Source organism: Streptomyces albiaxialis (assembly GCF_039530985.1).
GTDB classification, from domain to species: Bacteria; Actinomycetota; Actinomycetes; order Streptomycetales; family Streptomycetaceae; genus Streptomyces; species Streptomyces albiaxialis.
This window is the reverse complement of sequence record NZ_BAAAPE010000005.1, coordinates 176858-191546: the sequence shown is the minus strand read 5'-3', so window position 1 is coordinate 191546 and position 14689 is coordinate 176858. Positions and strand designations below refer to the sequence as shown.

Sequence of the window (14689 nt, the reverse complement as noted above, 5' to 3'; positions counted from 1 at the left end):
GAATCCATGAGTAGCAGTACGCGTCTCAGCAGAACGGCGGCCGTCTCGGCGCTCCTTCTCGCTTCGGTCGCGGTGGCGGCGTGCGGCGGACAGGACGGGGGCACGTCGAAGACGGAGAGCGGGGGAAAGGGGAAGGGGCAGGGGAAGCCGGCGCCCGCGCGGGTCGATGACCCCCTCGTCGCCACCTACGACGGCGGGCTGTACGTCCTCGACGGGAAGACCCTCAAGGTGGCCGGGGACGTGCCGCTCAAGGGCTACAACCGCGTGAACCCGGCGGGCGACGACCGCCACGTCATGGTGTCCACGTCCCAGGGCTTCCGGGTCCTGGACGCGGGACGGCCGGGGCTGACGGACATCGCGTTCAAGGGCGCCGAGCCCGGCCACGTCGTGCTGCACGCCGGGAAGACCGTGCTGTTCACCGACGGCACGGGCGAGACCAGGATCTTCGACCCGGACGACCTCGGGAGGACCGGCGGCAAGCCGGAGACCGAGACGTACAAGGCCCCCTCGCCGCACCACGGCGTCTCCGTCGAGCTGGAGAACGGCGAACTCGTCACCACGCTCGGCACCGCGAAGAAGCGCAAGGGCATCGCCGTCCTCGACGGGAAGCGCAAGGAGATCACGCGCAACGAGAAGTGCCCCGAGGTGCACGGCGAGGCGGCGGCCGAGGACGAGGCGGTGGTCATCGGCTGCGAGGACGGCGTCCTCATCTACAAGGACAAGAAGATCACGAAGGTCGACAGCCCCACCGAGTACGGGCGGATCGGCAACCAGAAGGGCTCCGAGAAGTCCCCCGTCGTCCTCGGCGACTACAAGCAGGACCCCGAGGCCGAGCTCGAACGCCCCGAGAAGGTGTCCCTGATCAACACCCGGACCGGCAAGATGAAGCTCCTGGACCTCGGCACCAGCTACAGCTTCCGGTCCCTCGCGCGGGGACCGCAGGGCGAGGCCATGGTCCTGGGGACGGACGGGAAGATCCACGTCATCGACCCCGAGAAGGGTGAGGTCACCCGGAAGATCTCCGCCGTGGACTCCTGGCGTGAGCCCCTGGACTGGCAGCAGGCCCGGCCGGAGATCTTCGTACGGGGCACCACCGCCTACGTCACCGAGCCCGAGAAGAAGAAGATCCACGCGATCGACCTGAAGTCCGGGAAGAAGACGGCGACGGGCACCGTGGAGAAGAAGCCCAACGAGATCGCCGCGACCGTCCGGGGCTGACCCCAACCCGCGTGCCCGGCCCGCGCCGGGCGGCCGTCGCACGGCCGCCCGGCGCTTCCGCGTGCCGAACTCGTAGGCACGGCGCTCAGAGCGGCAGGGGCAGCGGCAGCGGCAGAACGGGCAGCAGCGTCGCGATGGCCGTCAGGACGAGCGCCGCCACGGCGTACGCGAGATCGGCCCGCGTCAGCCGCGAGGGCACGCGCTCCGTGCGGGACGGGTACGCGGCGAAGCCCCGTGCCTCCATGGCGAGCGAGACGCGTTCGGCATGGCGGATGCCGCCCGCCAGCAGCGGTACGAGCATCCGCGCGGTCCTGCGCGCGGCGCCGAGCGGGCCGCGTGGGTCGGTGACCCCGCGCACCTGGTGCGCCGCGCGGATGGTCTCGGCCTCCGCGCGGAAGACCGGCACGAACTGGAGCCCGGCGAGGGCCGCGTACGCGAAGCGGTACGGCACCCGGAGCTGGGTGACGAGCGCGCGCCTCAGCCGCTCCGGCGACGTACGCGCGCCGGCCAGCAGCGAGAGCGAGACGATCGCGCCGAGCCGCGCGGCGACCCCGGCGCCGAACTCCAGCGCCCCGGTGCGCAGTTCGAGGGGACCGAGGCCGAGGGCCACGTCCGTGCCGGCGCTCGCGCCGGGGGAGGCCAGCAGCGCGAAGAGGACCGTGAGCCACGCCAGCAGCAGTGCCCCGCCGGCCAGGGCGAGGAGCGTACGTCCGGGCGGCGGCAGCGCGCCGGTGAGCAGGACCGCCAGCGCCAGGCACAGGAAGGCGAGGGGCACGGTCACGCCGCTCGCGAAGTAGACGATGCCCATGGGGACGAGCGAGGCGGCGAGCTTCACCAGCGGGTTCACGCGCGAGAGGAACCCGCGCTCCGTGTCGGGGAGGTTCATGGGCGCGGTTCTCCGAGGTCGTCGAGGCGGCAGACCCGGCGCCATGCCGGGTCGTCGGGGGCGAGGCGGGCCGCGAAGCGGCGTACCGGCGGCGGGCGCAGCCCCGCGGACCGCACCAGCGCGTCGTCGCACAGCACCTCGCGCACCGGCCCGTGCGCGAGCAGCCGCCCGTCCGCCAGCAGGGCCAGCCGTGCCGCGTGGTCCGCGACGAGCTGGAGGTCGTGGGTGACCGCGACGACCGTCGTGCCCTCCTCGCGCAACCGGGCCACGAGGTCCAGCAGTTCGGCGGCGCGCCCCCGGTCCTGGCCGAACGTCGGCTCGTCCAGCACCAGCAGCCGTGGCCCGGTGATCAGTACCGAGGCCACCGACAGCCTCCGCTTCTCGCCGTGCGAGAGGAGGAAGGGGCTGGTGTGCGCGTAGCGGGTGAGGCCGAAGCGCGCGAGCGCGGCGGCCACGCGCTCCTCGGTCTCCTCCGGCGCCGTCCCGCGCACGCGCAGCCCGTGGGCCAGCTCCTCGGCGACGGAGCCGGTGACGAACTGGTGCTCCGGGTTCTGGAAGACGAAGCCGATCACGTCGGTGATCTGACGGTTGGTCAGCCGGGTGAGGGGCCGGGGAGAGACCGACGGCAGGACGACCTCGCCCGCGTACGGGACGACCAGCCCGGCGAGGGCCCGCAGCAGCGTGGTCTTTCCGGCCCCGTTCGTCCCGGCGACGGCGAGGAAGTCGCCCTCCGGAACGGTCAGGGAGACCCCGTCGAGAACGGTGCGCCCGTCCCGCCGTACGGTCAGCTCCCGCACTTCGGCGAGAGGCGGTGCCGCGGGCGCCGCCGGTGCCGCGGGTGCCGCCGGTGCCGTGCGGTCCTCCGTCGCCGGGCGCGGCCGGGGGAGGGGAGGGGCGGACCGCCGTACGGCGTCGGCGAGTTCCTCGGGCGTCAGCGGGAGGGGAGCGGCCACGGAACCGGGCCCGTCGTCCGCGTCGCCGTCCGCACCGTCGTCCCCGTCGTCCCCGTCGTGGTCCGGCTTCCAGCCGATCCGCTCGGCGATCTCCACGGCTCCGGGCCGCCAGCCGCCGACATCGGCGAGGAGCCCCGCGTGGGAGGAGAAGATCTCGTGGGGCGTCCCCATGGCGCGTACGCGGGACGTGCGGTCGAGGACCACGACGCGGTCGGCGAGCGGCGCCGCGTCGTCCAGCTCGTGCTCGATGAGGAGCACGGCCGTGCCCTCGCCGCGTACGGCCGCCAGCGTGCGGTAGAAGTCGCGGGTGCCGACAGGGTCGAGGTTCGCGGTCGGCTCGTCCAGCACGAGCACGCGGGGGCGCATCGCCAACGCGCAGGCGAGCGCGAGCCGTTGCCGCTGCCCGCCGGAGAGGGCCGCGGGGTCGTCCCGGATGTTGCCCGTACGGGTGTCCGTGAGGCCGACGGCGCGGAGCGCGGCGAGCGCGCGGGGCTCGATCTCGGCGGCGGGCACCCGCGTGTTCTCCAGCCCGAAGCAGACCTCGTCCAGCACGGTCCTGGTGACGATCTGCGCGTCGGGGTCCTGGAACACCATGCCGACCGTGGTGCACAGGGCGCCGACGGAGGCCGTGCGCGTATCGGTGCCGTCGACGGTGACGCTGCCGTCCAGGTCGGCGGGGGCGCTGTGCGGGATCAGCCCGTTGAGGGTGAGGGCGAGACTCGACTTGCCGGAGCCGGACGGGCCGATCAGCAGCACGAGTTCGCCGGGCGCGAGGTCGAGGTCGAACCCCTCGCCGTCGGTGAGCCAGGCGCCGGAGGCGTGATGCCGGACGCGCACGCCGCGCGCGGTGACGAGGGGGGCGGCCGGAGCGGGGCCGGAGACGGGGCGGGCCTCGGCGACCTGCCCGAGCGGCCCACGTGGCCCGAGCGGCTCGCGCGGCCCACGTGGCCCGAGCGGCTCGCGCGGCCCACGTGGCCCGAGCGGCTCGCGCGGCCCACGTGGCTCCCGTATGCGTGTCATCAGTCGCGCGTCCCGCCCTGCGATGCGGCCCCGGGCGCCGGGGTCGCGCGCACCGCGGCGCCGATCCCGGCGCGGGAGAGCGCGTGGCCCAGCCGTACGGAGAGCCAGGCGAAGAGCACGGAGCTGGCGACGGCGGTGGCCACCATGGCGGCCAGCAGCCACATCGCGAGCCCGCCGAAGCCGATGAACGCGGCCGTCCACAGGCCGCTGATCACGCCGATGCACAGCCCGGAGAGCAGGAACATCCCGGTGCCGAGCGAGCGGAACCGCGTGACGAGGAAGGGCAGTTCGAGGATGAGGCCCCACAGGGCCATCATCACGATCATGAACGGGCCGTAGCCGGAGGCGAATCCGGCGACGATGCCCGAGACCGCGCTGGCGAGGATCCCCGCGCCGAACCGGGGCAGCAGCGTGAGAGCCACGAGCCCGGGCAGCACCCAGAGCCCGTAGAAGAGCGATACCAGGACCGGCATGCTCACCGTGAGGTTGGCCAGGATGTTCGCCGGTATCAGCACGAGGCCGAACGCCGCGCCGACGGCCACGCAGATCATGCTCGTTCTGGTGGTGAAGCTCGCCGGTACGCCCATGGGGACTCCTTCTGTTCTGTCGTTCGGGGAGAGGTGGCGGCCACCCTACAGGTATTGACAATCATTTTCAGATAGGGCTTTGATGGGCACCGAGCGGCCCTGGAGAGATCTGTTAACTTAGGTGAGCCTAACCTAAGTTATGACTTGTGCCGTGCTCCGGCCGTGCGCCGATGACGGCCTCAACGTCCGCAGGAGGAAGGCGAATTGGTGACCGACCCATGGCTTCGCTGCCGGGCGCCCCGCGACGCGGCAGCCGCGCGCGTGGTGTGCCTGCCCCACGCGGGAGGCACCGCCGGGTACTACGCCCCCTGGGGCACGGAACTGCCGCGCGGCGTCGAGCTGTCGGCCGTGCAGTACCCGGGCAGGGAGGACAGGATCCTGGAGCCTCCGCCCGCGCGCCTCGACGCCCTGGTGGCCGACATCGCCGCGGCCCTGCTCCCGCTGACGGACCGGCCGTTGACCCTGTACGGCCACAGCCTCGGGGCCGTCGTGGCGTACGAGGTGGCGCGGCGGCTGGAGACGGCGTACGGCGTGACGCCCGCCCATCTCGTGGTCTCCGGGCGCCGCGCGCCCTCCGTACCGGTGTGCGGCGACCTCCACCGGCGCCCCGACGAGGAACTCGTGGCCGAGCTGGCCAGGCTCGGCGGCACCAGGGCCGAGCTGCTGCGCGACCCCGGGGTCCGCTCCGTCCTCCTGCCCGCCGTGCGTGCCGACTTCGCGCTCGCCGAGACCTATACGCACCGGCCCGGACCGCCCCTGGCCTGCCCTGTGACCGCCGTCATCGGCACGGCGGACACCGAGGTGGACGAGGCGCAGGCCCGCCGCTGGGCCGCGCACACCACCGGCGCCTTCGCCTTCCACGCCCTGCCCGGCGGCCACTTCTTCTCCGTCCCGGACCGCGCGCCCGTGCTCGCTCTGCTGGCCGGTGCCACGGGCGCGGCCCGGCCGCCCGACGGGGCCGGGCGCTCCGCACCGGACGGCCTGTGTCCCGTCCCCTCCGAAAGCGAGTCGACCGCGTGACCGTGATCACCCCCGACGGCCTCGTCGAGCGCCATGTGCCCTTCACCGGCGACGGCACCGCCACCACCGCCGCGCTGTGCGCGGGCTCGGACGAACCTCATGTGCTGTACGAGAACCAGGGCGCCGTCTCCTGGGCCGAGGGCGAACTCGCCGTCGTGACCGTGCGGTCCGACGGCGTCACCTTCGCCGGCCAGGGCGTACGGGGCGAGCACGACGGCGGGGCCGGGACGGCCGCGCACCCGCTGGCCGTCGCGGGCCACGCCCTGGACGTCCTCGCGCGCGGCAACTGGCGCGCGTACGGCTGGGTCGGCTTCGAACTCGCCCACGCCCGCAACGGTTCGCGCGCGGTCCCGCCGACGGGGGAGCCCCCGGTCCTCGCGCGCTTCACGCTGCCCCGGCTGGAGATACGCATCGACGGCAGGACGGCTCTGCTGCGCGCCTGCGACAGCCGCGAACTCGACGCGCTGGAGCGCCGCATGGTGGCCGCCGCCGGAGGCCTCGCCGGGCCCGGCGTACGGCACCCGGAGACCGGCGCGGCGCGCGTGCCCGTCGACCTCGCGGGGCACGGGGCCGCGCGCTACCGGAGCGCCGTACGCCGGGCCGTACGCGAGATACGCGCCGGACGGCTCGACAAGGTGATCCTCTCCCGCGCCGTCCCGGTGAGCGGCGAGATCGACCTGGCGGCGACCTATCTGACGGGCCGCCGGGCGCACGAGCCCGCGCGCTCCTTCCTGCTGCGGCAGGGCGGCTGGGAGGCGGCCGGGTTCAGCCCCGAGATCGTGGTCCGAGTCGGCGGCGACGGGACCGCGCGGACCCAGCCGCTGGCCGGCACCCGCGCGCTGGAGGGCGACAGGAACGCCGACCTCGCGCTCCGCGCCGAGCTGTACCGGGACGCCAAGGAGGTCTACGAGCACGCCATCTCGGTGCGGCTCGCCCAGGACGAGCTGGGCACGGTGTGCGCGCCGGGGACCGTGAGCACCGGCGACTTCATGTCCGTGAAGGAACGCGGCAGCGTCCAGCACCTCGCCTCCGAACTCTCCGGACGGCTGCGGCCCGGCGCCACCTGCTGGGACGCCCTCGACGCGCTCTTCCCCGCCGTCACCGCCTCCGGCATCCCCAAGGATGCCGCCTGCGCGCTGATCCGCCGCACGGAACCCGAGCCGCGCGGGCTCTACAGCGGCACCGTCCTGACCGTCGGCGCCGACGGCTCGATGGACGCCGCCCTCGTGCTGCGCAGCGTCTTCCGCCGGGAGGGCCGCACCTGGCTGCGCGCGGGTGCCGGGATCGTCGCGCAGTCCGACCCCGAACGGGAGCTGGAGGAGACCCGCGAGAAGCTGCGGGCCATCGGCGAACACCTCGTGCCCGCCGCGGCCGGGCCCGTACCGGAGGCCGAGCACGCCGGGCGGGCGGCCTCGTGAGCGCGCCGACGAGCGAACCTGGCCACCACCGTACGAGTGCGGACGGCCGCGCGGAGAGCCGTACGGGCGTGCGGCCCCTCCGCGTCGTCGTCGCCGGGACCGCCTTCGGGCGGGTCTATCTCGACGCCGTCCGCGCCTCCCGGGGTGCCTTCGTGCTGACGGGGATCCTCGCCAGGGGCGGGGAGTTCTCGCGGGAGACGGCGGCACGCGAGGGCGTCCCGCTGTTCACCGACCCCGCGCGGGTGCCGGGCGACACCGACATCGCGTGCGTCGTCGTGCGCTCGGGGGCCACCGGCGGGCCCGGCTCCGAGCTGGCCGGGGCACTGCTGCGGCGCGGCATCCACGTGCTCCAGGAACACCCGGTGCACGCCGAGGAGATCGCCGCCAACCTGCGCGCGGCACGCGAGGGCGAGGCCGCCTACGCGGTCAACACCCTCTACCCCGACATCGGCCCGGTCCGCGCCTTCCTCGCCGCTGCCGAGGTACTCCGCGCGCGGCAGCCCCTCCGCTTCCTCGACGCCGCCTGCAACAGCCAGGTCGCCTACCCCCTCATCGACATCCTGGGCCGCGCCGCCGGGACCCTGCGCCCCTGGGCGTACGGGCCGCCCGGCGAGACGCCGGACCAGCCGACCGGACCCGGCGGCGGGGAGGGGCCGTTCCGCTCCCTGCACGCCGTCGTCGGCGGCGTGCCCGTCACCCTGCGGGTGCAGAACGAGGTCCACCCCGACGACCCCGACAACCACTCCCACCTGCTGCACCGGATCGCCCTGGGCTGCGACGGCGGCGTCCTCACCCTCGCCGACACCCACGGGCCCGTGCTGTGGAACCCCCGCCTGCACGCCCCGCGCGACGCCACCGGACGGCTGGTGACGGCCGGGCCCGGCACCGAACGGCTCGCCGTGCCCGCCACATCGGTCCTGTACGGCGCGAGCAGCACGTACCACGACGTGTTCGCGACGCTGTGGCCCGAGGCCGTCCTCGCGGCCCTGCACCGGCTGCGCGGCGACATCGCCGACCGGGCGCGGCGGGCCACGGCGGGGCAGTGGGCGCTGTCCGTCTCCCGCTCCTGGGCCGACCTCACGGCGCGGCTCGGCATGCCCGCCCTCATCGGCCCCCCGGAGCCGGAACCCGTCCCGTGGTCCGCGCTGACGGACGCCGTCGCGGGCGCCGTGACCGGCGCCGGGAGGGGGCCCGCGTGCTGACCCGGTGCAGCCATGTGCTGCTGCGCGTCCACGATCTGCGGCGGGCCGTCGGCGACTTCCGCGCCGCCGGATTCGAGGTCGCCTACGCCTCGGACGACGAGGACAAGGCGCTGCACGCCCACGTGTGGTTCCGCGAGGGGCCCGTCATCGAACTGCTCACCACACCGCGCGGGGCCCGCTTCCTGACGCTGCCGCTGAACCTGGCGTTCGGACGGGGCGCGGGGGCCCGCATGGTCCGCTGGGCCCGGCAGGACGAGGGCTTCTGCGACGTCGCCGTCCTCGCCGAGGACGCGGAGTTCGCCGCCCGGCTCGCCGCGCTCGGCGCCGCCGGAGTGCCCTGCGGGCGCGCGGTCTCCTGGAAACGGCGGCGGCCCGACGGGGCCACGACCCGCTTCCGCTTCGCCTATCCCCGCGACGGACGGCTGCCGTTCCTCGTCACGCCCTACGACCCGCCCCAGCACCCGCCCGGCGTCCGGCACGCCAATGGGGCACACGCGCTGACCACCGTCGTCATGGGCGTCAGCACCGCCGACCTGCCCGCGTTCCGCGCACTCGTCGGCGACGACCCCGGCTTCCGCGTCGAGGAGGCCGCGACCACCGGCGTACGCGCGATCGAGCTGGCCGGTCTGCGCGAGCCGCCCGACCCCGCACTCCTGCACGGCGCCGAGCTGCGCCCCGCGCCCGCCGCGAACCGCCCGACCACCACCCCGGAGGAGCCCGGATGAGCCCGGCCGACATCATCGACGAACTGCACTCCCTGGGAGTCCAGTTGTGGAGCGAGGACGGCCAGATCCGGTTCCGCGCCCCGCAAGGGGTGCTCACCGAGGACTGGCGCGGGGCGCTGCGCGCGCACAAGAGCGAGATCGTCGCGCTCCTCGACCGGGAGGGCGCGGCGGAGAACGTCACCGTCACCCCCGAGCCGGACCCCGCGGCCGCGGCGGAGCCCTTCCCGCTGACCGACGTGCAGAGCGCGTACCTGCTCGGCCGCCGCGACTCGTTCGGGCACGGAGGCGTCGCCTGCCACGGCTACCTGGAGGTCGGCTACCCCGCCGGCGCCGTGCGCCCCGAGGCGCTGGAGGACGCCTGGAACCGGCTGATCGCCCGGCACGGCATGCTGCGCGCCGTCGTCTCCGAGGACGGCTACCAGCGCGTGCTGCCCGAGGACGAGGTGCGGCGCTGCCCCGTGCCCGCCACCGATCTGCGCGAGGCGCCCGGGGACAAGACCGCCGCCCATCTCGACGCCGTACGGGAGGAGCTGGGGCACCGGACGTACGACACCGCCGTCTGGCCGCTCTTCGAGCTGCGGCTGACCCGCGCCCCGGACGGCGACATCGTGCACTTCTCGCTCGACTCGCTGATCGCCGACTGGGGGAGCGCCGGGATCCTGCTGGACGAGCTGGACACGCTGCTCGCCGACGGGCCCGGGGCCGCGCTGCCCGAACTGGAGATCTCCTTCCGGGACTATCTGCTCGCCGAGCGGCGCCTGCGGCACACGGCCCGCTACCGCCGGGCCCGCGACTACTGGCGCGCCCGCCTCCCGGAACTGCCGCCCGCGCCCGCACTGCCCGAACGGGCCACGGGCGCGATCTCCGGGCGCTTCGTACGGCACCGGCTCGTCCTGCCCGCCGACGCCTGGGCCCGCCTGCGCCAACGGGCCTCCGGGCACGGGCTGACGGCCGCCAACGTTGTCCTCGCCGCCTACGCCTCCGTCCTCGACCGCTGGAGCGGGCACTCCCGCTTCACCCTCAACCTGACGCTGCTCAACCGGCTGCCGCTGCACCCCCAGGTCGACCGGCTGGTGGGCGACTTCACCTCCGTCAGCCTCCTCGCCGTGGAGGACCTGGCCGGAACGAGCCTGCGCGAGCGGGCCGACCGCCTCGGCACCAGGCTCTTCACCGACCTCGACCACCGGCTCCACTCCGGCGTCGAGGTCATCCGCGACCTCGCCCGCGAACGGGGCCGCGAGGCCGCGCTGATGCCCGTCGTGTTCACCAGCGCCCTCGGGCTCGGCCCCGGGGCCTCCCCGCGCAGCGGACGCACCCTCGGCGCGGGCATCACCCAGACCCCGCAGGTCACCCTCGACTGCCAGGCGAGCGACGGCGGCGGAACGGGCCCGCTGGAGGTCAACTGGGACGTGCGGGAAGGAGCGTTCCCCGAGGGCGTGGTCGAGGACATGTTCGCCGCGTTCCGCACGCTGCTGACCTCGCTGGCCGAGGACCCGGCGGCCTGGGACGAGCCCGACCCCGTGCCGCTGCCCGCCTGGCAGGCCCGCGAGCGCGAGGAGGCCAACGACACGGCGGGGCCGCTGCCCGGCGGGCTGCTGCACGAGGGCTTCCTCGCACGCGCCGCACAGGCCCCCGAGGCGGTCGCCCTCGTCTCGCGCGACGGCGAGCTGACCTATGGCGCGCTCGCCCGGCACGCCGCCGCCGTCGCCGGGGCGCTGCGCGGCGCCGGGTGCGGGCCCGGCGACCGGATCGCGGTCGTCATGGACAAGGGCCCCGAGCAGATCGCCGCCGTCCTCGGCACGCTCCTCGCGGGCTGCGCCTACGTGCCGGTGGACACCACGCAGCCCCGGCTGCGCGGGGAGCGGCTCCTCGCCGACGCGCGTGTCCGGCACGTCCTCACCCAGTCGTGGGTCGAGACGGCACGCGCCTGGCCCGCCGGCCTGGACCGGACCTCCGTGGACCTGCTGACACCCGTGCCGGACTGGGCCGACGCGCGCCGGACCGGGACCGGGGCAGAGACCGGGGCCGGGGCCGGTTCCGGCGGTGACGGCCCCGACGCGCCCGCCTACGTCATCTACACCTCCGGCTCCACCGGCGACCCCAAGGGCGTCGTCATCTCGCACCGGGCCGCCCTCAACACCGTCGGGGACATCAGCGCCCGCTACTCCGTCACCGCCCGCGACCGTGTCCTCGGGCTGGCCCAGCTCGGCTTCGACCTGTCCGTCTACGACGTGTTCGGCACCCTCGCCGCCGGGGGCACGCTGGTGCTGCCCGACCCCGCGCGCGGCGCCGACCCCTCGCACTGGGCGGAACTCCTCGCCGCGCACGACGTGACCGTATGGAACTCGGTGCCCGCGCAGCTCCACATGCTCACCGACTACTGGGAGACCGAGCCGCCGCCCGGCCCGCCAGCCCTGCGGCTCGCGCTGCTGTCGGGCGACTGGATCCCGGTCACCCTGCCCGGGCGCGTCGGGCGGCACGTGCCGGAGCTGGAGCTGATCTCCCTCGGCGGCGCCACCGAGGCGGCGATCTGGTCCATCCACCACCCGATCACCACCGTCGACCCGGCCTGGACGAGCATCCCGTACGGCCGCCCCCTCCGGAACCAGGGCTTCCGGGTGCTGGACGAGGACGGCCGCGACTGCCCCGTGTGGGTGCGGGGCGAGCTGTGCATCACCGGAGAGGGCCTCGCGCTCGGCTACTTCGGCGACGAGGACCTGACCGCCCGGCGCTTCCCGGCCCACCCCGCCGACGGCACCCGCCTCTACCGCACCGGCGACCTGGGCCGCTATCTGCCGGGCGGCGAGATCGAGTTCCTCGGCCGCGAGGACGGCCAGGTCAAGGTGCGCGGCCACCGCGTCGAACTCGGCGAGGTCGAGGCCGCGCTGCTGGCCCACCCGGACGTGGGCGCCGCGGCCGTCACCCTCGGCGACGGCGCACTCCTCGGCTTCGTCGAGGCGGCCCGTACGCGGGGCGAGGGCGAGGACGAGGAGGCGGCACGGGAGCGCGTACGCGTGCGGGAGACCGCGGCGCGGTTCGCGGCACGGCACGTCGAGGACGTCAGGGGCGAGGACGCGGGCCCGTACGTCGCCGCGCTGCACCGCGCGGCCCACCTGTCGATGCTGCACACGCTGGGCGGACGGGGCGCGTTCGCGGACGGCGCCGCGCACACGGCGGACGAGGTCCTGGACCGCACCGGCGTCCACGAACGCCACCGCTGGCTGGTGCGCCACTGGCTGGAGTCGCTGACGGAGACCGGCCTGCTCGTACGCGGGGACGGCGGGCACGGTGAGGAGAGCGGGGACGGCGGGCACGGCGGGGGCGGCGCAGACCCGGCCGTGCGGTATGCCGCGCCCCTGGTCCCCGGGGCCGAGGAGGTCTCCGCCGCCTGGGACCGCGTCGAGCGGTACGTCGCCTCGGGGCTGTGCACCGCCGCGTTCGTCGACTACCACCGCGCGCACGCCGAGCGGCTCGGCGCGCTGCTGGACGACACGCAGAACCCCTTCGAACTGCTCTTCCCGCAGGGCGGCACCGGCCCGGCGCGGGCCGTCTACCGCGACGACGCCGTCTCCCGCTACCTCAACCACGCCGCCGCCGCCGTCGTGCACCGCGCCGCCGCGGCCCATCAGGCGCCGGACGCGCGGCCGTTGCGGGTGCTGGAACTGGGCGCGGGCACCGGGGCCGCCACCTCGGCCGTCGTGCCGTTGCTCGACGGTTTCGACGTCGACTACCTCTTCACCGACGTCACGCCCTTCTTCCTGCCGCAGGCGCGCGCGGAGTTCGAGGGGCACGCCGGGATGCGGTACGCGGTCGTCGACGTGGACGGCGACCCGAGGGCGCAGGGCCTGGCGCCGAACTCGGCGGACGTCGTGCTGTGCGCCGGGATGCTCAACAGCGCCCGCGACACCGGGCGTGCCGTCCGTACCGCCGTCGGACTCCTCGCTCCCGGCGGCCTGCTCGTCGTCACCGAACCCACGGGACGGCACCCGCACATCCTGCTCACGCAGGGATTCATGATGGAACCGGACGGCGGCGACCGCGAGCACGGCGCCGTGCCGCTCCTCCCCGCCGGGCGCTGGCGCGAACTCCTCGCCGCCGCCGGGGCGGAGGAGGTGCTGAGCCTGCCGGAGGACGGCCATCCGCTGGCCGCGCCGGGCATGCGCCTGTTCGCGGCGCGGGCCAAGACCGACCGGCGGGCCCCGCACCCGGACGCGCTGGCGGCCTTCCTCGCCGAGCGGCTCCCCCCGGCCATGGTGCCCGCGCACCTCCAGGTCGTCGACGCGCTGCCCGTCACCGGCAACGGCAAGATCGACCGCGCGACCCTCGCCGGATGGCGCCCCGCCGCGCTCACCGGCGGCGAGGACGCGGCGCCCGCCACCTCGGCCGGCGGGCTGGAGGAGCGGCTCGCCGCGCTGTGGGCCGAGGCCCTGGGCGTCGCCCGCGTCGCCCCCGACGACAACTTCTACGACCGGGGCGCCGACTCCCTGATCCTCGCCCGCGCCGCCGGGCGGCTGCGCGAGGAGATACCGGAGGCGGCGGCGTTCAGCTACGACGCGCTGCTGCGGCAGATGCTCAACGAGCCGGACCTCCTCTCCCTCGCGGCGTTCCTGCGGACGGACACCGACACCTCGCCGGGACCGGGACCCGGCCGTACGGCGGCGGGCACGGGCGGCAACGCGCTGCTCGTACCGTTCGACGGGGGCGGCGACGGCGACACGGTGCGCGTGATGTTCCACGCCGCCCTCGGCACCATGGACTACTTCCAGCACCTGGGCCGCGCGCTCGCCGCCCAGCGCCTCGGGCCGGTGCTCGGCGTCGCGGTGGCCGACGCGGAGACATACAGCTCGCTCCCGCCGGAACGGCTCGTCGCCACCGTCGCCGACGGCTACGCGCGACGGCTCGCCGACGAGGGCCACACCCGCTTCCAGCTCATCGGCTACTGCCTCGGCGGGCTGCTGGCCACCGAGGTCGCCCGGCGGCTCACCGAACGCGGCCTGGAGGTCGCCGACCTGACGCTCGTCGACAGCATCCCGATGTTCCTCGGCACCGACGAGGAGCTGGCCTTCGAGTCGATCTTCGTGCCCAACCTCGGGCTCGACCCGGTGCCCACGGTCTTCGGCGAGGACGTCGAGGCGGCGGACGTCTACCGCGCGATCGACCTGCTGGCCGAGCGGCACGGCGGCACCGTCCCCGCGGGCGCGCTCGGCGCGCTGGACGGTGACCCCGGGCTGGAGGCCGTCGCCGCCGCGGCCCGGCGCGCGCACGCACGCGGCCAGGACGAACGCCTCGCCGCGTACGCGCGCGCCGCCGAGGGCAACTCCGGGGTGCCGGTGGACGCCGAGCTGGTCCCCGCGCTGTTCCGGGTGTGCCGGCACAGCATGATCGCCGCCCGCTTCGATCCCGAGCCGTACGCGGGTGACATGCGGTTCCTGCGCGCCGCCGAGCAGCAGTCGTTCGGGGTCACGGCGGGGGTCGGCCACCTCGCGGCCCCGTTCTGGGAACGGGCCTGCCTCGGCCGCTTCGCGGTCACCGATGTTCCGGGCAACCACTTCAGCGTGATCGAACCGCCGCATGTGGCGACGGTGGCCCAGCACTTGGCGCTCCCGCTCCAGACGCGCCCGGCGCCGTGACCGCACCCGGCGTGGGGGCTGCGCTTGCCG

Annotated in this window: 9 protein-coding genes; 6 read left to right on the top strand and 3 right to left on the bottom strand. The window is 75.2% G+C overall.

Features of this window, described 5'->3' with window-relative positions:
• Nucleotides 1–6 precede the first annotated feature (6 nt).
• Nucleotides 7–1218 (top strand): zinc metallochaperone AztD, encoded by a 1212-nt coding sequence (gene aztD, locus ABD343_RS08880; protein WP_344525895.1) that lies wholly within the window; start codon nucleotides 7–9, stop codon nucleotides 1216–1218.
• A gap of 85 nt (nucleotides 1219–1303) precedes the next feature.
• Here the strand turns inward: aztD and ABD343_RS08875 are convergent, their stop codons facing one another.
• Genes ABD343_RS08875 through ABD343_RS08865 form a run of 3 tightly spaced genes read right to left on the bottom strand, consistent with a single transcriptional unit; the run spans nucleotide 1304 to nucleotide 4664 of the window.
• Complete coding sequence (locus tag ABD343_RS08875) at nucleotides 1304–2104, bottom strand: energy-coupling factor transporter transmembrane component T (protein ID WP_344525893.1); 801 nt, start codon at nucleotides 2102–2104, stop codon at nucleotides 1304–1306.
• On the bottom strand, nucleotides 2101–4077 hold the full coding sequence (locus tag ABD343_RS08870; RefSeq protein WP_344525891.1) for an ABC transporter ATP-binding protein: 1977 nt from the start codon (nucleotides 4075–4077) through the stop codon (nucleotides 2101–2103). The genes ABD343_RS08875 and ABD343_RS08870 overlap by 4 nt, the downstream gene beginning before the upstream one ends.
• Nucleotides 4077–4664: an ECF transporter S component gene (locus ABD343_RS08865; protein ID WP_344525889.1), complete on the bottom strand. Its 588-nt coding sequence runs from the start codon at nucleotides 4662–4664 to the stop codon at nucleotides 4077–4079. The genes ABD343_RS08870 and ABD343_RS08865 overlap by 1 nt, the downstream gene beginning before the upstream one ends.
• Nucleotides 4665–4871: 207 nt before the next feature.
• Between ABD343_RS08865 and ABD343_RS08860 the strand changes: the two genes are divergently transcribed.
• From ABD343_RS08860 to ABD343_RS08840, 5 genes are all read left to right on the top strand, one after another.
• Nucleotides 4872–5684, top strand: coding sequence for a thioesterase II family protein (locus ABD343_RS08860; protein WP_344525887.1), 813 nt, complete (start codon nucleotides 4872–4874; stop codon nucleotides 5682–5684).
• Entirely contained in the window at nucleotides 5681–7102 is a 1422-nt protein-coding gene (locus ABD343_RS08855; RefSeq protein WP_344525885.1) for a salicylate synthase, read from the top strand. The genes ABD343_RS08860 and ABD343_RS08855 overlap by 4 nt, the downstream gene beginning before the upstream one ends.
• Before the next feature lie 68 nt (nucleotides 7103–7170).
• Nucleotides 7171–8304, top strand: a complete 1134-nt coding sequence (locus tag ABD343_RS08850; protein ID WP_425578139.1) for a Gfo/Idh/MocA family oxidoreductase — start codon at nucleotides 7171–7173, stop codon at nucleotides 8302–8304.
• A complete protein-coding gene (locus tag ABD343_RS08845; RefSeq protein ID WP_344525881.1) occupies nucleotides 8298–9029 on the top strand; it encodes a VOC family protein in 732 nt (243 codons plus the stop codon). The genes ABD343_RS08850 and ABD343_RS08845 overlap by 7 nt, the downstream gene beginning before the upstream one ends.
• Entirely contained in the window at nucleotides 9026–14659 is a 5634-nt protein-coding gene (locus ABD343_RS08840) for a non-ribosomal peptide synthetase (protein ID WP_344525879.1), read from the top strand. Before ABD343_RS08845 ends, ABD343_RS08840 begins: the two co-directional genes overlap by 4 nt.
• Nucleotides 14660–14689 lie beyond the last annotated feature (30 nt).

What these genes read in the sequence shown, in the direction of transcription:
- aztD (WP_344525895.1), top strand. Translation starts at nt 7, where the DNA reads ATGAGTAGCAGTACGCGTCTCAGCAGAACGGCGGCCGTCTCGGCGCTC.
- ABD343_RS08875 (WP_344525893.1), bottom strand. Translation starts at nt 2,104, where the DNA reads ATGAACCTCCCCGACACGGAGCGCGGGTTCCTCTCGCGCGTGAACCCG.
- ABD343_RS08870 (WP_344525891.1), bottom strand. Translation starts at nt 4,077, where the DNA reads ATGACACGCATACGGGAGCCACGTGGGCCGCGCGAGCCGCTCGGGCCA.
- ABD343_RS08865 (WP_344525889.1), bottom strand. Translation starts at nt 4,664, where the DNA reads ATGGGCGTACCGGCGAGCTTCACCACCAGAACGAGCATGATCTGCGTG.
- ABD343_RS08840 (WP_344525879.1), top strand. Translation starts at nt 9,026, where the DNA reads ATGAGCCCGGCCGACATCATCGACGAACTGCACTCCCTGGGAGTCCAG.